This is a genomic window from Ureibacillus endophyticus (assembly GCF_024159215.1).
GTDB classification, from domain to species: Bacteria; Bacillota; Bacilli; order Bacillales_A; family Planococcaceae; genus Ureibacillus; species Ureibacillus endophyticus.
This window is the reverse complement of the sequence record NZ_JAMYWW010000001.1, coordinates 2,544,066-2,569,468: the sequence shown is the minus strand read 5'-3', so window position 1 is coordinate 2,569,468 and position 25,403 is coordinate 2,544,066. Positions and strand designations below refer to the sequence as shown.

The window sequence follows — 25,403 nt, the reverse complement described above, 5'->3', positions numbered from 1 at the left end:
TAAATGATTTGGAAAGAAATTTTAATCCGTTACGGTGAACTGTCTACAAAAGGACGAAATAAGAAGGATTTTATTAGTCGATTACGTACGAATATAAGAAATACTTTTAATGATATTGCCCCATTAAACATTCACTCAGAACGCGATCGTATGCACATTGAAATTGAAACGGAAGAACAATATGAAGTCTTAATGGATAGAATGCCTACGATTTTTGGTATACAATCATTCAGCCCAGTTGCTTATTGTGAGAAAGATATGGAATCAATGAAAAACCTTTCTTTATTAATTATGGAACAATTTAAGGAGCAACAAATTACATTTAAAGTGGAAGTTCGCCGTTCCGATAAAACTTTCCCACTTGAATCCCATGAAATTCAACGAGAAATCGGTGGTCATGTATTAAGAAGTAATCCAAATATTTCGGTTCAAGTAAGAAAACCTGATGTAGAACTACGCATTGAAATACGAAAAGATGCAGTTTATATGATGGCTCAAGTAATACCGGGTGCTGGGGGCATGCCAGTAGGTTCAAACGGAAAATCATTGTTAATGTTGTCAGGTGGTATTGATAGTCCTGTAGCAGGATATTTAGTAATGAAGCGCGGTGTACGTATAGAAGCAATTCACTTCTTTAGCCCACCATATACAAGTGATCATTCATTGCAAAAAGTAAAAGACTTAGCAAATGAATTAACGAAATTTGGTGCAAATATTCGTTTACATGTTATTCCTTTTACTGAAATTCAAACATTAATTCGTGATCGTGTTCCTAGTAATACATTGATGACAACTACTCGTAGATTAATGATGCGAATTGCAGATAAAGTGCGAGAAGAAATTGGTGCTCTTGGGATTGTAACGGGGGAAAGTTTAGGACAAGTGGCTAGTCAAACGTTAGAAAGTTTAACTGCTATTAACGATGTGACGAATACACCGATTTTAAGACCATTAATTGCTTTTGACAAATTAGAGATTATACAAATTGCTGAGCAAATTGGTACTTATGAAACGTCAATTCGTCCATATGAGGATTGCTGTACAATCTTTACGCCAGCTAATCCAAAAACGAAACCAAAAGTTGATAAAATAAAATATTATGAAAGCTTCACAGAGTTTGATGAATTAATTGAACGTGCTGTAAAAAATCGTGAAGTGTATCGATTCCCTGAAAAAAATGAATCGAAAGATAAGTTTGCTGATTTATTATAGTTTTTAACTATTAACCGGAAATACTTACCTCTAAATTTTTGTGTATTAAAAATGTGATACCGCACATTCTATATGCACAAGGAGGTGAGAGACATGGCAAACAACAATAGCGGTAACCGTAATAAGCTTGTAGTACCTGGTGCAGAACAAGCTTTAGACCAAATGAAATATGAAATCGCTCAAGAGTTTGGTGTTCAACTCGGACCTGAAGCGTCTTCTCGTGCAAACGGATCAGTCGGAGGAGAAATTACTAAACGCCTTGTGCAAATGGCTGAATCACAATTACGTGGCGGCCAACAATAATTATTAAATTAAAGGGCTGGTAGCTAAATGCTACTGGCCTTTTTTCATTTGTATTATCTTATCCCAAATTTATTAGTTTTAACGGAAAATTATTATTGATTTTTAAATAATAAGAGTACGATTTTACCTAAATTCAGTCAAAATAGAGGAATATTTTGAAATTTCGATTGAGTATTATTATAATTAGTATAATGTATCATTTGATGCAAAAAAGGGGGATACAAATGAAAAGAGAAGATTTATTAGCTCCTGAAGATTACAACATTGTTGATGAAATTGAAAAGTATGCACAAAATGAAGAAAAGACAGCTTTAATCGTTCATCATGTAAACGGGGAATTAGAAAAGGTCTCTTACAAAGAATTAATAAAAAAAGCAAATAAGGTTGCTAATTTATTTGCTAATCACGGACTCGGCAAAGGTGATGTGGTTCTCATTATGGTCCCTCGCTCAGTAGAAGCATATGCTACATACATCGGAGCATTAAAAGCAGGACTAACAATCATTCCAAGCTCTGAAATGTTACGTGCAAAAGATATCGATTATCGCATTACCCACTCTCAAGCAAAAGCAATTATTGCTTTTGAAGATGAAATTAGTCAATTTGAAGATGTAAAACATTTAGATGGATTAAAACTTTTTGTATATGGTAAAGGAACAGAATCCTGGATTTCGATTGATGAAAACTTAGATGTTTTATCAGATACTTTTGAAGATATTAAAACAAAACAATCTGATATCGCATTTCTATCCTATACAAGTGGTACAACAGGAAACCCTAAAGGTGTTGTTCATTCCCATGGTTGGGGATATGCTCACTTACGTACAACTGCAGAGTATTGGCTAGGCGTTAAAGAAAATGATATCGTTTGGGCAACTGCTGCTCCAGGTTGGCAAAAATGGATTTGGAGTCCCTTCTTAGCCGTGCTAGGAAGTGGAGCAACTGCATTTGTTCACAAAGGTCAATTTGATCCAAAAGTATATTTACAACTTCTTCAAGATAATAAAATAAATGTTTTATGTTGTACTCCGACTGAATATCGCTTAATGGCGAAAGTAGATCAATTGGAACAATATGATTTATCTAGTGTAAAAAGTGCTGTTTCTGCAGGAGAACCGTTAAATAGTGAAGTAATTAATAAATTCTTAGACGTATTTTCACTACAGGTTCGTGACGGTTATGGACAAACTGAGAATACATTATTAGTTGGAACATTATTAGGTATGCAACCAAAACCAGGTTCGATGGGCAAACCTACTCCAGGAAATGTTGTAGATGTTATTAATGATCTTGGTGAACCTACAAAGCCTGGAGAAGTAGGGGATATTGCAGTTCACTCATCAACACCAGCATTATTTAAAGGTTATTTAAAAGAGCCAGAAAGAACACAAATGCAATTCCGAGGCGAATGGTTCTTAACTGGTGACCGTGCATATAAGGATGAAGATGGTTACTTCTGGTTCGAAGGTCGAGGAGATGACATTATCATTTCTTCTGGCTATACTATAGGGCCATTCGAAGTAGAGGATGCTCTAGTTAAGCATCCAGCAGTTAAAGAGTGTGCTGTTGTAGGAAGCCCTGACGAAATTCGAGGTAGTATTGTGAAAGCATTTGTTGTGTTACGTGATCCACAATTAAAAACAAATCCAGATTTAATAAAAGAACTTCAAGATCATGTAAAGAACATTACAGCACCATATAAATATCCTCGTGCAATCGAATTTATCGACGAACTTCCGAAGACATCTTCAGGAAAAATTCGTCGTATTGAATTACGTCAAAAAGAACTGAATAAACAAACAGTGAAATAGGAATGCAGATATTATTTCCTAGGGAATAGTGTCGCATTATGGAGATTTGAAATGGTATTTATTTCGAATCTCCATTTTTTTTGGTAAATTTAAAGGCGAAACAAAATTTTTTGAAACAATTGAACATCTTATACGTATGTATGGAGTGAGGAGGAATCAATAACATGAATATGAAAAGATGGCTCGCATTGGGAGCTGCAGTAGTATTATTAGTTTTTTCTATTGGATTAAACACAGTGATGGCTTTATTTAAAACAGATTTCTTTAGTAATTTTGATAGTCTAATGAGTACTGAACAAGAAGTATCTGAAATTGTATTGGAACCAGGAGATTTTAATAAACGCATTGCATTATTATCCGTTGATGGGACGATACAAGATGTGGGTTCAAGTACACCTTGGACAACAGTAGAATATGACCATCAAAACTTTTTAGCACAGCTAGAAGCAATTTTAAATGACGATAGCGTACAAGCTGTTGTATTAGCTGTTGATTCACCAGGTGGTGGTGTCATTGAATCTGCTGAAATCCACAAAAAATTATTAGAAATTAAAGAAAAAAGAGAAATTCCAATTTATGTATCAATGGGCTCAATGGCTGCTTCTGGTGGTTATTATATTTCAGCACCAGCAGATAAAATTTATGCACATCGTGAAACTTTAACTGGTTCAATCGGTGTAATCATGCAAAGTTATAATTTCTCGGAACTAGCAGATAAAGTTGGTATTAAATTTGAAACAATTAAGTCTGGTGCTCATAAAGATATGTTCGGTGGCACAAGACCAACTACAGAAGAAGAAAAAGCAATGTTGCAAGAAATGATTAACGATTCTTATGAGGTATTTGTAGATGTAGTTGAGCAAGGACGTGGAATGACTGAAGCACAAGTGAAAAAAGTTGCCGATGGTCGTGTATTAGGTGGTTCACAAGCATTGAAGGCAGGTCTTGTTGATGAGCTTGGCGGGCTAGAAGATGCAATTGCTTCACTTCGAGCAGACTACGGTTTAGAAGATGCAGAGCTTTTTGAATATGAAACAGGTTTTGGTGATTTCACTTCATTACTTGGTATGAAGATCAGCTCATTCTTTGGACCTTCTCCTGAAGAGAGAATGTTAACAAAACTTATGTCTAGTTATGATGCACCACGTATGATGTATTTATATGGTGAATTTTAAGGAGGGGAATTAGATGTCTGAATTTGGAAATAACGAATCAAATTTGTCTAATACAAACAATGAGATCGTTCCTGCTCCTAATAAGTATTCAGTAGAAGAAATTGAACAGTACGAAGAAAAAACTGCGGGCTTTTGGGTAAGATTTTGGGCTTTTGCCATTGATTCATTATTGGTGAGTGCAATTGTTGGCATCTTAGTAAATCCTGTTTTTCGTCTGTTTGGTTGGAGTTTAAATGACTCAAATTGGTATGCACCAATAACGATTATTTCAGCGATAATTTATTATGCTTACTTTGTTTTAACTACGAAGATTTGGAATCAAACAATCGGCAAAATGATTTTTGGATTAAAAGTAAAACGAGTTAATGGGGAAAAGCTAGATTGGATGACCGTTTTATTCAGAGAGATTGTAGGACGATTTATTAATAATACGATTAAAATTTTATATATTATTGTTGCTTTTATGCCTAAAAATAAAGGGCTGAATGATGTTATTGCCGATACGATTGTAGTTCATGAAAAAGTATATACAAAAAATAAAGTGATTGTTCAAAAGAAAGTAGATTACGAAACAGATCAATCAATCTCAGCAACTTAGGAAGAGAACCATCTGTAATTGTTTTACAGATGGTTTTTATTTTTCACTTCAATCTTAAAGATCACAGTAACGATTCACGCTATATTTTTCAAGCTTAGTTGTTTGCAAATTTTACTTTACCTTTAGTAAGATAAGTTCAGAAAAGGAGGATGAGATTATGGTACAAGTAACATTTATTAACAAACCAGTAACATTAGTAGGTAATGAAGTAAAAGTAGGGGATAAAGCACCTGACTTTTCTGTGTTAGCAAATGATATGTCAACAGTTACATTAAAAGATTCAGCAGGAAAAGTACGTTTAATTGCGTCAGTACCGTCATTAGATACTGGGGTATGTGATGCAGAAACGCGTCGTTTCAATGAGGAAGTAGCAGGTTTAGGTGAAGATGTTGCGTTTTACACAGTATCAGTAGATTTACCTTTTGCTCAAAAACGTTGGTGTGCAGCAGCAGGTATTGATGGTGTTCACACTGTATCAGATTATCGTGATCTTTCTTTTGGAGAAAGTTATGGGGTATATATGAAAGAAAACCGTCTACTTGCTCGTGCGGTGTTTGTAATTGATAGAAATGATACTGTTACTTATGTAGAGTATGTTTCAGAAGGTACAAGCCATCCAGATTATGAGGCTGCTATTAATGCTGTGAAAGAAGCATTAGCGAAATAATTATTTTCGTATCTTGTTTAATTGTTGTAATATAGAATAAACAAGGATGAAAAATATACGTTAAATGTTCGCCCACTCTATTTTTGAGTGGGTTGTTCATTTCAAAAGGAGTCTATGATGGAAAAGTTTGAACAAATATTTTCGTATATTAATGAAAAAGCGGAAGAATACGAGAAAAAAGAAAGTATCACATTTTTAGATGGTGTTTTACAAGCTCTTGAAGATATCCTAGATGAAAAAGATTCATGGTTAGGTAGTACTGCATCAAAAGAAGAAATTCGTAAAGCCATACAAATTGCGATATTAAAAGGGATGAGAAAAACTTCTCAACCAAATCATCAAATGACACCAGATACACTTGGATTACTTGTTGGTTATTTTGTAGAGCAGTTTTTTGAAGAACATATTAAAAATAATCAAATTTCTATTTTAGACCCAGCCGTTGGAACAGGAAATTTATTATTAACTGTAATGAATTTACTTGATGGAAAAAGCTCTGCTACAGGTATTGAAGTAGATGAATTGTTAATACGATTAGCAGCAGATACAGCGGAAATAATTGAACAACCAGTCATGTTCTATCATCAAGATGCTTTACAAAAAATGCTTGTTGATCCAGTTGATGCTGTTGTATGTGATTTGCCTGTTGGTTATTATCCAAATGAAGATGTTGCCCTTGATTATGAATTATGTGCACATGAAGGGTTAAGTTATGCTCATCACTTATTAATTGAGCAATCCGTAAATCATTCAAAAGATGGCGGATATTTATTTTTCTTAATTCCTGCTAATCTTTTTGAATCAGAACAAGCTAAAGATCTACATAAATATTTAAAGAAACACACATGGATTCAAGCAGTTATTCAACTTCCTGAAAACTTGTTTGCTTCAAAAGCCCATGAGAAGAGCATTTTAATTTTACAAAAGAAAAGTGATGAGCAAAGAGCTCCACGTGAGGTACTGCTGGCAAAAGTACCAAACATGTCAAACAAGCAAGCACTTGCTATGTTCTTTGAGAAAGTTCAAATTTGGAAACAAAATAAATAAACAAACTTTAAAAACAAAAAATCAACATTTCGTATGTGAAATGTTGATTTTTTATATGCAGAATCATACTCAACCTTTAAAGAAAATCATTTATGTCCTAGGATATTTTTCTTTGTTGGGAGGGTACATATCTGGTTAACAACAGTGTAAACAGGTTTTCTCGATAGAATAAATAAAATACTAGCAGCAAAAACAAAGATAAGCCAGTATTGTTTTGATTCTAGAATATACTCTTTAATTGGTGAATCGTAAAAAATTCGTATTACAACCATATGTAATAAGTAAATTGATATTGTTACTGAACCGATGGATGTATAAAATCTTCGTTTATTTGATACGAGAGTTAAAAACATATATGTCGCAGTAAACATAACGATATATGCAACGAATCGACCTAGCCAAGCCCATTGCATAGGAACGGTCGATATTTCATCATATGGACGTTTCCCTAATAACCATACATGTTGTTCGATTGGAACAAAGTAATAGATAGTAATAAAACCAATCATCGCTAGTAGGACTCCGTTAAGTACATGCGTGCGTGATTTTAGTTTTAATAAATGTTCGGTCTTTAAATAATAACCTACTAGGAAAAATGGAAAGAAGAAAAATGTCCGTGAAAGACTTAATACCTCATTAATCGAATCGTCATAACCAATAAGAATTGAAATAACTAAAGCTAATGGTAATCCATACTTAATTTTTCCAAAAAAGTATAATAATATGTTCCATAATATTAAACTTAGTAAAAACCATAAAGCCCATCTCGGAATAAACAAACTAAGTTCAATTGAGTCATCAAAAATATAATAATAGTAAACACTATAGAAAATTTGTAAAAGTATATAGGGAAATAATAATTTTTTTATAACCTTTGTTAAATAGCCAGATTCGTATATTTTTTTTGCAAAAAATCCGGAAATTAAAATAAATGCTGGCATATGAAAAGTATAAATAAACATATATATGCTGCCCAATAAATGACTATCATCAATATACTTTGAAAGAATATGCCCAACGATGACTAGGTAAATTAATATTGCCCTAGCATTATCAAAATATGGAATTCTATTCATTTTTGTATCGTCTCTTTTCTAACGCACATTATAACTAAAACATATTTTAGTAAGAATCTCTATACAAAATATTTATCATGATATCATATATTTTACAGAAAATAAAAAAACCAAAGAGGATTCTTTGGCTTTTTGCATTACATTCATTGTTAAATTATGGAGTATCAGGAGTTCTAACAACAAGAACGTCACATTTTGAAGAACGTACAATTGCTTCAGAAACAGAACCGATTAGGAAACGTTCAACAGCATTTAAACCAGTAGCACCGCAGACAATTAGATCTGCATCTACAAGTTTTGAAAGTTCTTTTGTAATGATCGTTTTTGGTGAACCGTATTCGATGATTACGTTTACATCTTTTACGCCAGCTTCTTCTGCTTGTTTTTTATAGCCTGCTAATAATTCTTCAGAGAAACTTTGTGCACGTTCTGCGATAGAACGATCGTAAGCTTCAATAGCGGCGAATGATCTAGTATCGATTACATTTACTAAGTTTAATTTTGCATCTTGATTTCTTTTTGCTACTTCAATAGATTTTTTGAAAGCGTATTCAGCTTCTTTCGAACCATCTACTGCAACTACGATACTTTTATAATGAGTCATCTAAAATTCCCCCTTTAAAATATACCTTCATTATAGCAAATACCAAAATAAAGAAAATATATAATTTACAAAATTATGTAATGTTCACAAAAATTCCTTACAAAAGTGATGAAAAAGTGAATTATTTAAATTTCGATAAAACCTTCCAATTAAAAAAATTTATTTTTAGTTTTGTGAAAAATAATAGATTCCAATTTTCTCATTAATTGATATAATGGTATAAAATTTGGTAATAAAACTACAAACAGCAAAGGAAAGTGATCAACGTTGAAAATTGGAGTACCAAAGGAAATTAAAAACAATGAATACCGTGTAGCAATGACACCAGCGGGAGTTGTAACTTTAACAAGTGCTGGCCATGAAGTTTTTATTGAAACTGGTGCAGGATTAGGTTCTTCTTTTACGGATGAGGACTATTTGAATGCTGGAGCAAAAATAGTTGAAACAGCAAGTGAAGCATGGAATCAAGAAATGGTTATGAAAGTAAAAGAGCCAATTCAAAGTGAATATAAATATTTTAAAGAAGGTTTAATTTTATTCACATACTTGCATTTAGCTCCAGAAGTTGAGTTGACACAAGCATTACTTGATAATAAAGTTGTAGGAATTGCCTATGAAACGGTTCAATTACCTAATCGTTCATTACCACTTTTAACACCAATGAGTGAAGTAGCAGGAAAAATGTCCGTGCAAATTGGTGCACAATATTTGGAAAAAATGAATGGCGGTATGGGTATCCTTTTAGGAGGAGTATCAGGTGTTCAACGTGGAAAAGTAACGGTTATTGGTGGAGGTATGGCAGGAACAAATGCGGCTCGTGTTGCTATCGGCATGGGCGCGGATGTAACAATTTTAGATGTAAGTCCTGAACGTCTTCGTCAAATCGATGACATTTTTGGTCATTCCGTTCAAACATTAATGTCGAACCCTTATAATATTGCGGAATCTGTAAAAGATTCTGATTTAGTAGTCGGATCTGTATTAATTCCTGGTGCAAAGGCGCCAAAACTTGTAACTGAAGAAATGGTAAAATCAATGAGACCTGGTTCTGTTATCGTTGACATTGCGATTGACCAAGGTGGTAGCTTTGAAACAACAGACCGAGTTACAACTCATGATGACCCAATTTACATTAAACATGGTGTTGTTCATTACGCTGTTGCAAATATGCCAGGTGCGGTTCCACGTACTTCTACAATTGCATTAACGAATAATACAGTTCCATATGCATTACAAATTGCAAATAAAGGATATAAACAAGCTTGTATCGAAAATGAAGCATTGAAAAAAGGTATCAATACTTTAGAAGGGCATGTTGTTTATAAGGCAGTGGCAGAAGATCAAGGCCGTGAATATGTTCCAGTAGATACGTTATTACAATAAAGAAAAAGCTGCTTTGGATTGTTTCCAATAGCAGCTTTTATATTATAGAATCATTAATTCTTTAGGGAATTTAGTTAGTACTTCTACACCGTTTTCCGTTACAACGACATCATCCTCAATACGAACCCCTGTCACACCCTCTTTATAAATACCAGGTTCAATTGTAAAGACCATACCAGGTAATAACTCCATCTCATTTGAACCGTTAATCGAAGGGAATTCATGAACTGAAATTCCTAAACCATGTCCAAGTCTATGTGTAAAATATTCGCCATAACCAGCATTTCCAATTGTGTCTCTTGCAATTTTATCTAAGTCCATTGCACGAACACCGGATTTAACAGTGTTAATCGCATTTTCATTTGCCGCAAGAACGGTTTGATAAATTAATTTTTGCTCATCAGTAGGTTCTCCATAAGCAACAGTTCGAGTAATGTCTGAACAATATCCTTCATAAATAACACCTAAATCAAATAAAATCATATCGCCCTTTTGGATTTTGCGATTACCAGGTGTACCATGTGGTGAAGCTGTTTTTGGACCGGAAAGCACCATTGTTTCAAAGGACATATTGTAACCTTTTTCTTTAACGGCATTTTCGATTGCAGTTAAGATTTCCATTTCCGTTTTGCCCTCAGCAATTTCTTTACATCCAACTTCTACAGCATAATCTGCTAGTTTTGCAGCTTCTCTCATTTTTTCTAATTCAACTTCATCTTTAATTACACGCATCTTGTTTATTTGATCATCGAGACGGACAAAATTTGCTTGAGGATAAAATTGTTGTAGTGCTTCAAGTCGCTCAACAGTTAAATGAGCTTTTTCAATTGCAAAGTTTGATAAAGCTACACCTCGCGCATTAATTGCATTCGATAAAATTTGCCATGGATTATCAGTATCTAAATGTCCAATTGTTTCAAAATTCCAACCTGAAGCTTTCGCATCGGGAACTTCCATCTTTGGACAAATTAATAATGGATCTTGGTCTTTAAAAACGACAACCCCAAGTAATCGTTCATGCGGATTACTTTTAAAATTTGAGAAATAGAACACATTATCTGGAGTTGTGATAAAAGCTAAATCAATTTCATTCGCTTTTAAATAGCTTTGTAATTTATTAATTGCTGTCATAAGAGAGTCCTCCTGAAAATTAAAAATGGATTTGTACTTGTAATAGTATAGCAAAAAGAAGGAAAAACACCCTTAAAAAGAGAATTAAGAAATTATTACGTGTGTTTATAGGAGGATTAATAAATGGAAATATCATATCACGGACATTCAGTAGTAAAAATAGTAACAAACGGAAAAACAATTTTGATTGATCCTTTTATTACTGGTAACCCTGCAACAGACTTAAAGGCAGAAGAAGAAAAGCCAGATGTTATTTTATTAACTCACGGGCATAATGACCATGTTGGAGATACAATTGAATTAGCGAAAAAGCATAATTCTTTTGTTGTTGCTCTTAATGAATTTGCAGTTTATTTACAAAAAGTTGGTGTGAATGCACATCCAATGGGAGTTGGTGGAGCATACGAATTTCCATTTGGTAAAGTAAAATATACACTTGCTTTCCACGGTTCTACTTATGAAACAGAAGATGAAGTGGTTAATGCAGGTAACCCAGGTGGTATTTTATTCACTGCTGAAGGTTTAACAATTTATCATGCTGGTGACACAGCATTATTCGGAGATATGAAGTTAATCGGTGATAGAAATAATATTGATGTCGCGTTCCTACCAATTGGAGATAACTTCACAATGGGACCAGAAGATGCAGCCTATGCAGTTTCATTATTAAAACCAAAAGTAGTTGTTCCAATACACTACAATACTTTCCCGATTATTAAGCAAGATCCTACAGTATTCGCTGAATTAGTTAAGGATAGCGAAGTACAAATTTTACAAGCTGGTGAGAAAGTTCGTCTGTAATACATTAGCAAGAGAATGAGGTGTCCAAAAAGAAAACCCTTTTTGGACACCCTTTTCTTACTTGATAAATATCTCTCAAGAACTCCTTTGATGGTCGCATCAATATGCCACCATCTTTGTCACAAGGAACTACTCAAAATGACTTTTTAGACAGCATTCTTATTTTTTTCTCTTATTGCAAATATGCTTATTATCTATACATAATTGAAATATGTTACACTAATGGCAAGGAAAGATAGATGGGATTAGGTGATAGCCATGTCAACAAAGCACGAGAAAATATTACAGTATATCGAATCATTACCTGTTGGCGATAAAATTTCAGTTCGACAAATTGCAAAAGAAATGCAAGTTAGTGAAGGTACTGCATATCGCGCAATTAAAGAAGCTGAAAATCGCAGACTTGTAAGTTCCATCGAACGAGTTGGTACGATTCGAATAGAGAAAAAGAAAAAGGAAAACATTGAACGCTTAACATTTGCTGAGATTGTTAACATTGTCGATGGACAAGTTCTTGGTGGAAAAGCCGGGTTACATAAAACATTAACGAAGTTTGTAATTGGTGCCATGCAATTAGATGATATGATGCGTTATACAGATGCAGGAAGCCTCTTAATTGTAGGGAACCGTGTTAAAGCCCATCAGAATGCTTTAACAGCAGGTGCTGCAGTATTAATTACAGGTGGATTTGATACAACAGAGGAAAATAAACAGCTTGCTGATGAATTAGAACTACCAATTATCTCATCAAGCTATGATACATTTACTGTAGCTACGATGATTAATCGTGCCATTTATGACCAATTAATTAAAAAGGATATTTTATTAATTGAAGATATATATATTCCAATTGAAGAGACTGCAACATTAAAAAATACAGATACAATTGCTGACTTCCAAAACTTAAATATCCGAACTTCACACGGAGCATTCCCAGTTGTTACGAAAGCTAATAAATTAGTAGGGATGATTACAGTAAAGGACGTAATCGGTAAAGAGGAAAATGAGCCAATTGATAAAGTAATGACGAAAAATCCGATTTCTGGAACGATGAAAACGAGCGTTGCATCTGCTGGGCACCGTATGATTTGGGAAGGGATTGACTTACTACCAATTGTTGATGATGATGGTATCTTAAAAGGGGTAATCAGTCGTCAAGATGTTTTAAAAGCCTTACAACATGCACAAAGACAGCCGCAACACGGTGAAACAATCGATGACTTAGTAAAAAGTGAAATGAAAGTTATGGGTGAAGAAGATGTTGTCGTAGAATTTAAGGTAACTCCTCAGATGACGAACCATTATGGTGCCATTTCCTATGGAGCTTTTACGACATTACTAGCAGAGGTTGGGGCATTTGCGTTGAAAAGAAGAAAACGTGGAGATGCAGTAGCTGAAAACATGACAATCTACTTCATTAAGCCAATTCAAATGGAAAGTGTCTTAACAGTTGTTCCACATATTTTAGATATGAGTCGTAAATTCGTAAAAATGGACTTTGATATTTTCAACGAATCGATTCTGGTTGGGAAAGCAATGATGACGTTCCAGCTATTAGAGAGATAATAACTAAAAGGCTAATCCAATATGTTTTGGACTAGCCTTATCATTATTATTTATTCAATTCAAATTCTTCTTTAACAAATTGTCCTTCGTGTCGAGCTCGTTTATATTGAGCGTTTGCATACAATAATCCTACAAGTATAAAGACAGCGCCTATTAAAAATCCTACAAGTGTTGGATAGATAATGCATGTATTGATACCAAAGAAAACGATAAAGCAACCTAGTGCTACACCAGCTTGGGCTTTATACCATTTTTTTCGAATTGGTAAAACAGAACGGAATTGTTTTGTTTTAAAATAAAAGTACGCAACAAAAGATAAGATAATCAATGCGACAAATATTATATTGAACATTATTATGACCTCCCAAAAAGCACTGATAATATTGTAACGATTTTTATATAAAAATGCTAACAGATAGAATAAAAAATAGATTCCTTAGGGGGAAAACAACTTGAAACGACAAATCATTGACACAATTGAAAAATATGACACAATCATTATTCATCGCCACGTACGTCCAGATCCTGATGCATATGGGTCACAGTTTGGATTGAAAAAAATATTAGAAGCAAATTATCCAAACAAATCCATTTACGCAGTTGGGGACCATGACCACAATCTAACTTTTATTGCTACTCCAGATTCAGTAAGTGATGAAACATATTCAAATGCTTTAGTCGTCGTTACAGATACTGCTAATACGGATAGAATTGATGATTCTAGATACACAAATGGTTCATTTCTTATAAAAATTGATCATCACCCAAATGACGATCAATATGGTGATAAGTTATGGGTAGATACAGATGCAAGTTCTTGTAGTGAAATGATTTATGAATTATTTGAAGAGGGTAAAAGTTACAAAGGTTGGGTTTTACCAGATGAAGCTGCTCGTGCATTATTTGCAGGTATTGTAGGGGATACTGGAAGATTTTTATATCCAAGTACTACAGAAAAAACATTTGAAATAGCGGGTCATTTAATTCGTTACAATTTTGACCGAAATGAAGTTTTTAATAGTATGTATGAGAAAGAGCCTAATCTTCTACATTTACAAGGTTACATCTATGAGAACTTCCAAATGGATAAAGACGGGGCAGTGTACATAAAGCTAACGAAAGAAATCTTGAATAAATTTCAAGTAACACCAACTGATACATCATTGCTAGTTGGTTCTTTAAGTAATATTAAAGGTGTTAAAGCATGGTTGATTTTTGTTGAGGATGAAAACCATATTCGTGTTAGACTACGTTCGAAAGGTCCAATTATTAATCAACTAGCTAAAAAGTATAATGGGGGCGGACATCCACTTGCTTCAGGTGCAACGGTTTATTCTTGGGAAGAAGCAGATCGTGCGATAGAAGATTTAATAGAACTTTGTCGAGAATATAAATAAGATTGGGGATGAAGTTTTGTCAGTTGTATACCCACAAATACGAACTAGTGCGGATTTATTAAAAAGTACCATTCGTATAGAAGAGCTCATTCCATTTCTAAAAAAACAAGAGGCAAAAAGCTGTGCAATGGTAAATTCTACATTGTACGGGCTTTTGCCTTTTTGGCATAGTGTAAAACAAGCAGGCATTCATCCGGTTATCGGATTAAATATAAGAGTCCAATTTTCTAATGAACTAAATTTGCCATTAATTATTTATGCAAAGAATAATGATGGATATAAAAATTTGTTGAAAATAAGTAGTAGCATTTCAATCCGTGAAGATCGATTAATCCCTTGGCGATGGCTCACAGCATATTCTAAAGGGTGTATTGCTATTATTCCAGTGATTTCGGAAAACGGAAATTGGTTACGAGAACAAAATGTACCGTTCATTTCTCAAGTTAAAGATGCATTTCAGGCAGAAGTTTATTTTGGTATATCTCGTAGTGGGGGAATGGTTTCTCCGGAAGAAAATAAAGTCTTTTATTTAAGTGATCATTTCAATGTTAAATGTATGGCTATACAAGAGTGTTTATTTTTACAACCTGAAGAGTATTTTCCATATCAAGTTGCGAGGGCCATTGAAACAGGGGTCAAACTGAGTGAAGGAATACATAATTATCAAGAAAATCATTTTACCCCTACAAAAAATCAATGGGAAGCATGGTTCCAAGATAAACTTGATTTGCTTGAGGAAAGTAAGAGGGTCATGCTTAGCTGCCAAGTAGAGCTCACAAATCATGGCCACTACATGCCGAAATATCCGCTTCCAGATGATAAAAATGCAGAAACAGAGTTAGCGAAACTTGCTTATCATGGTTTAAAAGAACGATTAAATACCGATTCTCCAAGTGAAGTGTATATAAATCGATTGAAGTATGAGTTAAATATTATTCAATCAATGGGCTATGCAGACTATTTTTTAATTGTAGCCGACTTTATGAATTATGCTAGAAAGGTAAACATACTAACAGGACCTGGTCGTGGATCTTCTGCAAGTTCTCTTGTTGCTTACTGTTTATATATTACACAAGTTGACCCAATACAATATGGTTTACTGTTTGAACGGTTTTTAAATCCGGATCGTATTACACTGCCGGATATTGATATTGATTTTGTTGATACAAAAAGACAAGAAGTGATTCAATATGTATCAGAAAAGTATGGTAAACAACATGTAGCACAAATTATTACATTTGGAACTTTGTCTGCTAAAGCGGTAGCTCGTGACGTTGCTCGCATGTTTAACTTCGAAAGCGAAACACTATCCATGATTTCTAGGTTAATACCAAATAAAATCGGAATAACATTGCAAGAAGCTTATATTACATCAGAACCATTTAGAAAATGGGTTGAATCTGAAGAAATCCGTAAGAAATGGTTTATGGCAGCGAAAAAATTAGAAGGTTTGCCTAAAAACGCTTCTACTCATGCTGCTGGTGTTGTATTAAGTCCTGTACCGTTAGTTGAAGTTGTTCCAATCGAACAAGGTCATGACGGAATTTATTTAACTCAATGGTCTATGCAAGAGGTGGAACAAGTAGGGTTATTGAAGATGGATTTCCTCGGTCTACGTAATTTAACGATATTAGAAAATATTCGAAAATCCATTTATTACACTACTCGAAAAGTTATCGATTTTAATAAAATTCCGTTGAATGATGAAAAAACATTTGAACTTTTAAGGCAAGGAGATACGAATGGTATTTTCCAATTAGAATCGGACGGAATGAAAAATGCGTTAAGAGAAATTGCCCCAACACATTTTTTAGATATCGTAGCAGTCAATGCTCTTTATCGTCCAGGACCAATGGAGTTTATATCCGTTTATGCGAAACGAAAAGCGAAGAAAGAACCAGTTGTTATGCCACATCCTGTCCTTGAACCAATTTTGAAAGAAACATATGGTGTTATTGTTTATCAAGAACAAATCATGCAAATTGCCAATGTAATGGCAGGTTTCACAATTGGGCAAGCAGATTTACTAAGGAGAGCAGTTAGTAAAAAGAAAAGAGAAGTGTTAGAGGAACAAGAGTTAGCTTTTGTAAATGGTGCAATTGCTAAAGGCTTTCCTGAACAAGTTGCAAAGGAAGTGTACGCGTTAATTGTACGATTTGCTGACTACGGTTTCCCGAAAAGTCATGCAGTTGCTTATAGTTTAATTTCTTATCAAATGGCTTATTTAAAGGCGAATTATCCAGCAAACTTTTATGCAGCATTAATGACGAATGCAATAGGAAATCAGGAAAAACTGTTCCAACTTATTTTAGAAGCTAGAAATAAGGGAATTGAAGTGTTAAGACCTTCTATCGTTAAGAGCAATCGAGTCTTTACTGTTGAAAAGGATGGCATTCGTTTCAGCCTGTCAGCTATTAGAAGATTGCCACAGCCCTTTTTACAAAAGATAATCGATATCCGAAAATCAAGGCCACAACCATTTGAGGATCTATTTGATTTGGCGGTGAGTTTAAGTGCGATTCATTTTAATCGAAAGGTAATGGAACCATTAATTAAATCTGGTGCTTTGGATGATTTTAAAAAGGATCGCGCAACATTACTTTCAACTTTAGAAGCTGCTGAAAAACATGCCGAAATTGTCAGACCTACAGAAGAGAATGATTTATTTTCATCAGAAGGTTTTTTATTTGGCAAACCCAAATATATAGAAGCTTCCCCAATGCCAGATAAAATGAAGCTACAATTTGAAAAAGAAGTATTAGGCTTCTACTTATCTGAACACCCAGTTTCATTGGAACGAACGAAATGGACAGACATACATTCTACAATTAAAACCATAAAAAATAGTGTACCTAACACGTATGTTAAATTCGTAGCAATGGTAGAAGATATTCGCCAGATACGGACGAAAAAAGGGGAGCTCATGGCATTTATTCAAGTTCAGGATGAGTATGGATCGATTTCTACTACTCTTTTCCCTAAGCAATATAACGAAGTATTAGGATGGATTCAAGTTGACCGAATTGTTTATATTGAAGGAATATTCGAATTAAGAAATGGAACTCCGCAAATTATCGTGAAAATAATGAGAAATAGTTAGTAAACGAGAAAAGTTAATAATTAATCAAAAAAAACTGTGCATTTATGCACAGTTTTTTCTTTACAAAGAGAAATTCATTATGTATGCTTATAAAAGTGGTCAGACCACTTTTGACATAGTTGGAGTTTGAAGAGAACACATTCAATATTGGAGACAATTTGATTTTTTTAGAAGCGAAATATCTAATTCTTACCACGATAGAATGAAGGATTAACTGATTGGATGAAGAAATTATTAAGTAAAGGGATATTTCTGATTTGAGGGGGGCTTATGGATAAAAAACAGGAGAATAAAAAAATATTTTTAGAGATTGTACAACAATTAAGAGAGTTAATTAAGCATGAAAATATTCAACCTGGAGATAAGCTCCCATCGGAAAGAGTTTTATCAGAGAGGCTCAATGTAGGTCGCTCGTCAGTTCGGGAAGCATTACGTAGTTTAGAATTGCTCGGACTAATCGAAACAAGACACGGTGGAGGTACCTTCTTAGCCTCATTTCAATCCCATCAATTAGTTGAAATAGTAGCTTCTTTTATCTTACAAGAAAATAAATCAATAGAAGATGTTCATACGACAAGAAAAATGCATGAAAGGGAAGCACTTCGAGTAATTTGTTCTAATGAGATTTTAAGACGACTCCCAGTTTGGGAAAGCTTAATTTTTAGATTAGAAAATGATGAAGAAGTTGTACGCGACCTTATTTTAAGAGAAATACTCATCGCTTCAGGGAATAGACTGGCACTAAAAATTTGGCTCCAATTAGCAGCTTATAGTTCAAAATCATTGAAAAAGCTAACTACTGAAGAAGAGAAAATAATCATACAAAAGCTATTAGCATCATTACAAGAAGGTAATGAAATTGAAACAATCGAAGCCTATGAAAAATGGATGATGTATTTAAAAAACACAGATTTTTGACCAATATTAAAGGGGGAAAAACAGTGGCAATTAGAAATCTATTATCTATTAACAAGAAGAAAAGTAAAGGTGTCATTGTAGATCGTAATAAAGAAAACTCCTTTCCGGCTGATTTAATGACTAAATGTCCTGAATGTAAAAAAATATATTTAACGAAAGAATTAGAAAGTAATTTAAAAGTATGTCCGAATTGCGACCATCATTATAAGATGACTGCTTGGGAGCGAGTAGACATTTTCTTAGATGAGGGTACATTCGAATCCTTTGATGAAAATTTACGAACTTCAAATCCATTAAAATTCCCATCTTACTTAGATAAAATTGAAGTAGATTCTCAAAAGACAGGTTTAAATGAAGCGGTTTTAACAGGTATGGGAAGCTTAAAAGGTGAACAGGTAGTCGTTGCGATTATGGACTCCCACTTCCGCATGGGTTCTATGGGTTCTGTTGTAGGTGAAAAGATAACAAGAGCGATTGAAAGAGCAACAGAATATGAACTTCCATTTATTATTTTTACAGCAAGTGGCGGGGCACGAATGCAAGAAGGTGTTATTTCATTAATGCAAATGGCAAAAACAAGTGTAGCCCTTAAACGTCATAGTGATCATGGTCTTTTGTTCATATCGATTATGACTCACCCTACAACAGGTGGTGTTTCTGCTAGTTTTGCATCGCTGGGTGATATTAATATTGCAGAACCACAAAGTTTAATTGGATTTGCAGGACGTCGTGTTATCGAACAAACTGTACGTGAAAAATTACCTGATGATTTCCAGACTGCAGAATTTTTACTGGCACACGGTCAATTAGATGCAATTTTCCACAGAAAAGACATGCGTGATAAAATTGCAGCAATCGTGAAAATCCACCGTAAAGGAGGAGTTGTACATGTCTAAAACACTAGGCTTTGAAGAACCAGTTGTAAAATTACGTGAAAAAATCGATGAGCTAAAAGAGATTGCGAGCAGTGCAGATGTTGATATGTCTGATGAAATTGAAACATTAGAAACAAGATTACAACAACTTGAATCGAAACTTTATTCAAATATGGAGCCTTGGGACCGAGTGCAAGTAGCAAGACATCCAAATAGACCGACAACATTAGATTATGTTCAAGAATTATTTACAGATTTTATAGAACTTCATGGTGATCGTTACTACGGTGATGACGAGGCTATTGTAGGGGGAATTGCTTTATTTGAAGGGCAACCTATTACAATCATTGGTCATCAACGTGGGAAAACTACGAAAGAAAATATCCGCCGTAACTTTGGAATGCCTCATCCAGAAGGGTATCGAAAAGCATTACGTTTAATGAAACAAGCAGAAAAATTTAATCGACCTATTATTTGCTTTATTGATACAAAAGGAGCTTATCCTGGTAAAGCAGCTGAAGAGCGCGGTCAAAGCGAAGCTATCGCTAAAAACTTGTTTGAAATGGCTGGATTAAAAGTACCAGTAATAAGCGTTGTTATTGGAGAAGGTGGAAGTGGTGGTGCGTTAGCATTAGGTGTTGCGAACAAGCTATATATGCTTGAAAATTCGACTTACTCCGTTATCTCTCCAGAAGGCGCAGCATCTATTTTATGGAAAGATGCTAGTCTTGCAAAACAAGCAGCTGAGGCAATGAAAATTACAGCAGGTGATTTAAAACTAATGGACATTATCGATGACATCATTCCTGAAGTCGCTGGTGGTGCACATCGAGATGTTCAAGTACAATCTAAATCATTAAAAACATTCCTTGAAAAAGCCCTAGAAGAATTATCAACACTTTCAGAGCGAGAACTGATTGAAAATCGCTATGATAAATTTAGAAAAATTGGTGAATATATAGAATTAGAAGATTTATAAATGAAAGACACCTCGGCTTTTTTATCTGCCGAGGTGAATTTCTTTTAAGGTACTTATTAATTGTTAGAGTATAGGAAAGTATGGATTATAGTTAGATAACGTATTTAAAATTTTTATTTTCCTATCTTCTAAATTTAGCTTTGTCGTTTTTTTCTATTAAAGGTAAAATAATAACGCGATTATTTATTTTTTAATAAAATGGAATATATATTATTTTTGTAAAAGAATGTTTAGTTTTAAAGTGGATTTATTACATTGTTAGGATTTTATGTTAATGTTTATAGTAAGGGTAGTTTAGGAGGAAACACGATGAAGAAAATAGCTGTATTAACAAGTGGGGGAGATTCACCTGGAATGAATGCTGCTATTCGAGCAGTTGTCCGTAAAGCAAATTTTCATGGTGTTGAAGTGATGGGGATAAATCACGGATACGAGGGCTTTATAGAAGGTAGAATGGACTTATTAGATTTAGGCTCTGTTGGAGGTATAATTCAAAGAGGGGGTACAAAATTATTTTCTTCGCGTTGTCCACAATTTAAAGAAGATAAATACCAATATCAAGGTATTGAAAAAATGAAGGCTGCTGGTGTGGAAGGACTTGTCGTTATCGGTGGAGATGGATCATATCGTGGCGCATTGGAATTAACGAAAAAAGGTTTTCCATGTGTTGGTGTTCCAGGAACAATTGATAATGATATTCCAGGCACTGAATATACAATCGGATTTGATACTGCACTAAATACAGTGATTGAATCAATCGATAAAATCCGTGATACTGCAACAAGTCATGAAAATTCATTTATTGTTGAGGTAATGGGCCGTGATGCTGGAGATATTGCATTATGGGCAGGACTTGCAGCAGGTGCTGAATCAGTTTTAATTCCTGAAGAAGCTTATGACATAGATGAAATTATTGCACGCATTAGACGTGGTGAAGCGCGCGGTAAGAAACATAGTATTATCATTGTCGCTGAGGGTGTTATGTCTGGTAGTGAATTAGCAAAAATTCTAAAAGAGAAAGCGAATATTATTACTCGAGTTTCTGTATTAGGTCATATTCAACGAGGTGGTTCACCGTCAGCACGTGACCGCGTTTTAGGTGGACGTTTAGGTGCAAAAGCAGTTGAAGTTTTACTTGAAGGTCGCGGTGGCCGTGCAGTAGGAATAAAAAATCACCAAGTTATCGATTATGATTTAGAAGAAGCATTTACGCAAAAACATAAAGCAGATTTAAGCTTATACACATTATCAAAAGAACTTTCAATTTAACTTTAGTTACGGAGAGAAAAATATGAGAAAAACAAAAATTGTATGTACTATAGGTCCGGCAAGTGAATCGCCAGAAATGTTAGAAAAACTAATAAACGCGGGAATGAATGTTGCACGACTAAACTTTTCCCACGGAACTCATGAAGAGCACGCAGTTCGTATTGCAACAATTCGTGATGTTGCAGAAAAGTTAAACAAAACAGTTGGTATTTTATTAGATACAAAAGGTCCAGAAATTCGTACGCACACAATGGAAAATGGAGAATTACATCTTTCTCAAGGACAAGTTATTGATATTTCGATGACAGAAGTCGTTGGAAATGAAAGCTGTTTTTCTGTGACGTATGACCAGCTAATCGATGATGTGAATCAAAATGATAAAATCTTACTTGATGACGGTTTAATTGAACTTCGTGTTTTAGCAAAAGATACAGAAAAAGGATTAATTACTACAATTGTAGAAAATCCAGGAATATTAAAAAATAAAAAAGGTGTTAATGTACCAGGCGTATCAGTAAAATTACCTGGAATTACAGAAAAGGATGCTCAAGATATTTTATTTGGTATTGACCAAGGAGTAGATTTCATTGCAGCATCATTTGTTCGAACAGCGAAAGATGTATTAGAAATTCGTGAACTGTTAGAACAAAATGGCGGTAGTCATATACAAATTATCCCAAAAATTGAAAACCAAGAAGGCGTAGATAATATTGATGAAATCATTCAAGTATCTGATGGTTTAATGGTTGCCCGTGGTGACCTAGGGGTAGAAATTCCTGCAGAAGAAGTACCTCTTGTACAAAAAACGTTAATTAAAAAATGTAATCAAGTTGGTAAACCAGTAATTACGGCTACACAAATGTTAGATTCTATGCAACGTAATCCTAGACCAACTCGTGCAGAAGCATCAGACGTTGCGAATGCAATTATTGATGGTACAGATGCAATTATGTTATCAGGCGAAACTGCTGCAGGTAACTATCCTGTAGAATCTGTTCAAACGATGAATAAGATTGCGGTTCATACGGAAAATTCTTTAGATTATCGTTCAATTGTTTCTATTCGAAGTCGAGAAAAAGGAACGACAATGACAGAAGCTCTTTCGCAAGCAGTAGCTTACACATCAATTAATTTAGGTGTAAAAGCTGTTCTTGCTCCTACATCAAGTGGAACAACTGCAAAAATGATTGCGAAATATCGCCCAGGCGTTTCGATTATAGCCATTACTAATGAGCATTCAACTGCACAAAAATTAACCCTTGTTTGGGGAGTAATACCAATTGTTACACAAAAAGTAACGACAACGGATGAAATTTTAGAGCTATCTGTTGATGAAGCATTAAAACATCAATATGTCGACCATGGTGATGTAGTAATTATCACTGCGGGTGTTCCAGTAGGTGAAGCGGGTACAACGAACTTGATGAAAGTACATGTAATTGGTGATTTACTAGCAAAAGGACAAGGTGTTGGAAAACTGTCTGTTGTTGGAAAAGCGGTTGTAGCTAAAAATGCTGAGGAAGCTTCTGCATATGATACAGAAGGATGTATTTTAGTTACAGTAAGCACGGATCGTGAAATGATGCCAATTATTGAGAATTGTGCTGGAATTATTACTGAGGAAGGCGGACTAACTAGTCATGCTGCAGTAGTTGGCCTTAGCTTAGGAATTCCGGTAATCGTTGGAGTAAACGAGGCGACAACATTAATCCGTCATGGTCAAGAAATCACGATGGATGCAGAAACAGGTGTTATTTATAAAGGACATGCAAGTGTACTTTAATCAGAAACTTTAGTTTTAACGCGGGAACGTCTCACATTGTATGAGAATGTTCTCGTTTTTTATTTCATAATGAAACTTTTAACTTGAAAAACCGTATTTAATTATGAGAAATATGTGAGGGGGAGATCTGAACTGAGAAAAATATTTCTAGGGCTCATCGCCACTATGTTAATAGAAATTGCGATATTTATTTTAGTTGGTAAAACGATGGGAATATTTAATACCCTTTTATTAATTGTTCTAACAAGTATTGTTGGGATTGTAGTTGCCAAAAAGCAAGGAATCGATTCCATTCAAAATATGCAATCAAGTCTTTCAAACGGTATCCCACCAGGTCCTGCAATGATTGATACATTTTTAATTTTCTTAGGAGGATTATTATTAGCGGTTCCAGGATTTTTAACGGATATTGTTGGATTTTTAATGGTTGTTCCATTTACAAGAAAATTGTTTAAACCTGTAATTTTTAATTGGTTAAGAAGAAAATTTAAAAATGGTCAAGTATATATCTACAGGCAGTAGCATCCAACTACTGCCTGTAGTTTTTAATTATTATAAAGTGAATTATGTTTTAGTTTTACAGCAATTAATAATAAAAATGGACTTAATAAAATTCCGTAAACTCCAAATAATAAAATAGAAGCAGCGCTGATAAAGAACGTATGAACTGTTCGTAAATGGAAGGTGGAAGCCCATAACAAACTCTCTGCAATTTGCCTTGTTATTTGGATAAAAATATAAAGGAGTATGATTGCAAAGCATAAAAACTTTTCACCTATGGCAAAGAAATATATTGCTAATGGAATAAGAAAGAGTCCGATTCCAAAAAACGGGAGCGCATCTGCTAATGAAATTAAAAATGATTTATTAATTGGATGCTCAAACCCTAATAAAGCAAGTCCACAACTTAATAATAAAAAAGTGATAATAAACAATTGAAATTCAACATAAAGAAAATAACCAAAAAGATTTGTTGCTTTCATGAAATAACTTTTCCATTCATCACGATACTGCTTCGGAACGTAAATAAAGAACCAATATCGATTTCTTCGTGATTCAAAAATGGAGAAAAAGAATGCAACGATGAAAATGAACACTTCAATAACATATGCTAATAGATCTTGAAGAAAATTTGCTAAACCCATAATAGCAGTATCAATTAAAGATAATGATTTATTAAAAATTGTTTCTAATAAGATATGCTCTCCAGAATTTAGTATATTTAATTTCTCTACTTGAAGTTTAACTTCGGGATAAATAGATATAATACTTTGTATGGTAATATAGAATAATGAATAAGTGGCTAAAAATATACAGATTGAAACAAGAATAGCACTAATGACATAGGGTATCTTCAATCTTTTATGGCAAAAGTTGATGACGGGATAGAGAAAGTAAGCAGCAAATAAAGCAAGGGAAACTGGCAAAATAAGCCACAAAATGATAAAATATACCATTAAAATTAGGTATTTAATAACTTTTTTAGAAGGAAAATTACTCATTTTGTTTGATTGCAAATTTGTCACCTCTGTTTTATGTAATTCAAATCTCGTTCATATCCAATTATTCTCTTTTAAACTCTTTTTTTATATTCTATTCAATTTTTTCTTCATTTCTATTAAATTCATTCACAAAGACGTCAAAATTTATTATAATAACTTGTGTAAGCGATTTACTTATAGGTTCAATATGAGCAGAACACTTTCTT

The 25,403-nt window shown here is 34.1% G+C and carries 23 protein-coding genes; 18 read left to right on the top strand and 5 right to left on the bottom strand.

What is annotated here, in order from left to right:
• Nucleotides 1-3: 3 nt before the first annotated feature.
• The 7 genes from thiI to NKR20_RS12570 all read left to right on the top strand — a co-directional run bounded on the left by thiI (nt 4) and on the right by NKR20_RS12570 (nt 6,813).
• Complete coding sequence (thiI, locus tag NKR20_RS12600) at nt 4-1,212, top strand: tRNA uracil 4-sulfurtransferase ThiI (RefSeq protein WP_253426975.1); 1,209 nt, start codon at nt 4-6, stop codon at nt 1,210-1,212.
• A gap of 93 nt (nt 1,213-1,305) precedes the next feature.
• On the top strand, nt 1,306-1,515 hold the full coding sequence (locus NKR20_RS12595) for an alpha/beta-type small acid-soluble spore protein (protein WP_121212688.1): 210 nt from the start codon (nt 1,306-1,308) through the stop codon (nt 1,513-1,515).
• Between the two features lie 224 nt (nt 1,516-1,739).
• Entirely contained in the window at nt 1,740-3,326 is a 1,587-nt protein-coding gene (mbcS, locus tag NKR20_RS12590; RefSeq protein WP_121212689.1) for an acyl-CoA synthetase MbcS, read from the top strand.
• Nucleotides 3,327-3,490: 164 nt separating this feature from the next.
• Complete coding sequence (sppA, locus tag NKR20_RS12585; RefSeq protein ID WP_253426974.1) at nt 3,491-4,501, top strand: signal peptide peptidase SppA; 1,011 nt, start codon at nt 3,491-3,493, stop codon at nt 4,499-4,501.
• 13 nt (nt 4,502-4,514) lie between these two features.
• Nucleotides 4,515-5,099: an RDD family protein gene (locus tag NKR20_RS12580; RefSeq protein ID WP_121212691.1), complete on the top strand. Its 585-nt coding sequence runs from the start codon at nt 4,515-4,517 to the stop codon at nt 5,097-5,099.
• A gap of 157 nt (nt 5,100-5,256) precedes the next feature.
• Entirely contained in the window at nt 5,257-5,766 is a 510-nt protein-coding gene (gene tpx, locus NKR20_RS12575; RefSeq protein WP_121212692.1) for a thiol peroxidase, read from the top strand.
• 117 nt (nt 5,767-5,883) lie between these two features.
• Nucleotides 5,884-6,813: a class I SAM-dependent methyltransferase gene (locus tag NKR20_RS12570; protein ID WP_253426973.1), complete on the top strand. Its 930-nt coding sequence runs from the start codon at nt 5,884-5,886 to the stop codon at nt 6,811-6,813.
• Nucleotides 6,814-6,899: 86 nt separating this feature from the next.
• Here the strand turns inward: NKR20_RS12570 and NKR20_RS12565 are convergent, their stop codons facing one another.
• Both NKR20_RS12565 and NKR20_RS12560 read right to left on the bottom strand, forming a co-directional pair.
• Nucleotides 6,900-7,889, bottom strand: a complete 990-nt coding sequence (locus NKR20_RS12565; protein WP_121212694.1) for an acyltransferase family protein — start codon at nt 7,887-7,889, stop codon at nt 6,900-6,902.
• Between the two features lie 154 nt (nt 7,890-8,043).
• The gene (locus NKR20_RS12560; protein WP_121212695.1) at nt 8,044-8,493 is read right to left on the bottom strand and encodes a universal stress protein; all 450 of its coding nucleotides are present in this window, start codon (nt 8,491-8,493) and stop codon (nt 8,044-8,046) included.
• 267 nt (nt 8,494-8,760) lie between these two features.
• Here NKR20_RS12560 and ald point away from each other — a divergent pair, with 267 nt between their 5' ends.
• Entirely contained in the window at nt 8,761-9,876 is a 1,116-nt protein-coding gene (gene ald, locus NKR20_RS12555; RefSeq protein ID WP_121212696.1) for an alanine dehydrogenase, read from the top strand.
• 42 nt (nt 9,877-9,918) lie between these two features.
• On the opposite strand, the gene NKR20_RS12550 is transcribed toward ald, so the two are convergent.
• Nucleotides 9,919-11,007, bottom strand: a complete 1,089-nt coding sequence (locus NKR20_RS12550) for a M24 family metallopeptidase (RefSeq protein ID WP_121212697.1) — start codon at nt 11,005-11,007, stop codon at nt 9,919-9,921.
• 123 nt (nt 11,008-11,130) lie between these two features.
• Between NKR20_RS12550 and NKR20_RS12545 the strand changes: the two genes are divergently transcribed.
• Both NKR20_RS12545 and NKR20_RS12540 read left to right on the top strand, forming a co-directional pair.
• Entirely contained in the window at nt 11,131-11,808 is a 678-nt protein-coding gene (locus tag NKR20_RS12545) for a metal-dependent hydrolase (RefSeq protein ID WP_121212698.1), read from the top strand.
• Between the two features lie 258 nt (nt 11,809-12,066).
• Nucleotides 12,067-13,374, top strand: a complete 1,308-nt coding sequence (locus tag NKR20_RS12540) for a DRTGG domain-containing protein (protein WP_121212699.1) — start codon at nt 12,067-12,069, stop codon at nt 13,372-13,374.
• A gap of 46 nt (nt 13,375-13,420) precedes the next feature.
• On the opposite strand, the gene NKR20_RS12535 is transcribed toward NKR20_RS12540, so the two are convergent.
• A complete protein-coding gene (locus NKR20_RS12535; RefSeq protein ID WP_121212700.1) occupies nt 13,421-13,726 on the bottom strand; it encodes a YtpI family protein in 306 nt (101 codons plus the stop codon).
• Nucleotides 13,727-13,826: 100 nt separating this feature from the next.
• Here NKR20_RS12535 and NKR20_RS12530 point away from each other — a divergent pair, with 100 nt between their 5' ends.
• The 8 genes from NKR20_RS12530 (at nt 13,827) to NKR20_RS12495 (ending at nt 24,217) form a co-directional block, all read left to right on the top strand.
• The gene (locus NKR20_RS12530; RefSeq protein ID WP_121212701.1) at nt 13,827-14,771 is read left to right on the top strand and encodes a DHH family phosphoesterase; all 945 of its coding nucleotides are present in this window, start codon (nt 13,827-13,829) and stop codon (nt 14,769-14,771) included.
• Between the two features lie 16 nt (nt 14,772-14,787).
• On the top strand, nt 14,788-17,871 hold the full coding sequence (gene dnaE, locus NKR20_RS12525; RefSeq protein ID WP_253426972.1) for a DNA polymerase III subunit alpha: 3,084 nt from the start codon (nt 14,788-14,790) through the stop codon (nt 17,869-17,871).
• Nucleotides 17,872-18,141: 270 nt separating this feature from the next.
• Nucleotides 18,142-18,789 (top strand): FadR/GntR family transcriptional regulator, encoded by a 648-nt coding sequence (locus NKR20_RS12520; RefSeq protein WP_121212703.1) that lies wholly within the window; start codon nt 18,142-18,144, stop codon nt 18,787-18,789.
• A 23-nt stretch (nt 18,790-18,812) separates the two neighbouring features.
• Complete coding sequence (gene accD / locus NKR20_RS12515) at nt 18,813-19,685, top strand: acetyl-CoA carboxylase, carboxyltransferase subunit beta (RefSeq protein WP_121212704.1); 873 nt, start codon at nt 18,813-18,815, stop codon at nt 19,683-19,685.
• Nucleotides 19,678-20,643, top strand: a complete 966-nt coding sequence (accA, locus tag NKR20_RS12510) for an acetyl-CoA carboxylase carboxyl transferase subunit alpha (RefSeq protein WP_121212705.1) — start codon at nt 19,678-19,680, stop codon at nt 20,641-20,643. The genes accD and accA overlap by 8 nt, the downstream gene beginning before the upstream one ends.
• A 309-nt stretch (nt 20,644-20,952) precedes the next feature.
• A complete protein-coding gene (gene pfkA / locus NKR20_RS12505; protein WP_121212706.1) occupies nt 20,953-21,912 on the top strand; it encodes a 6-phosphofructokinase in 960 nt (319 codons plus the stop codon).
• 22 nt (nt 21,913-21,934) lie between these two features.
• Nucleotides 21,935-23,695: a pyruvate kinase gene (gene pyk / locus NKR20_RS12500; protein WP_121212707.1), complete on the top strand. Its 1,761-nt coding sequence runs from the start codon at nt 21,935-21,937 to the stop codon at nt 23,693-23,695.
• Between the two features lie 114 nt (nt 23,696-23,809).
• Nucleotides 23,810-24,217 carry an FxsA family protein gene (locus tag NKR20_RS12495; protein WP_341967449.1) on the top strand — a complete coding sequence of 136 codons (408 nt, stop codon included), beginning with the start codon at nt 23,810-23,812 and terminating at the stop codon, nt 24,215-24,217.
• Between the two features lie 23 nt (nt 24,218-24,240).
• Here NKR20_RS12495 and NKR20_RS12490 read toward each other — a convergent pair whose 3' ends face one another.
• Nucleotides 24,241-25,197, bottom strand: a complete 957-nt coding sequence (locus NKR20_RS12490) for an AI-2E family transporter (protein WP_253426971.1) — start codon at nt 25,195-25,197, stop codon at nt 24,241-24,243.
• Between the last annotated feature and the right edge of the window lie 206 nt (nt 25,198-25,403).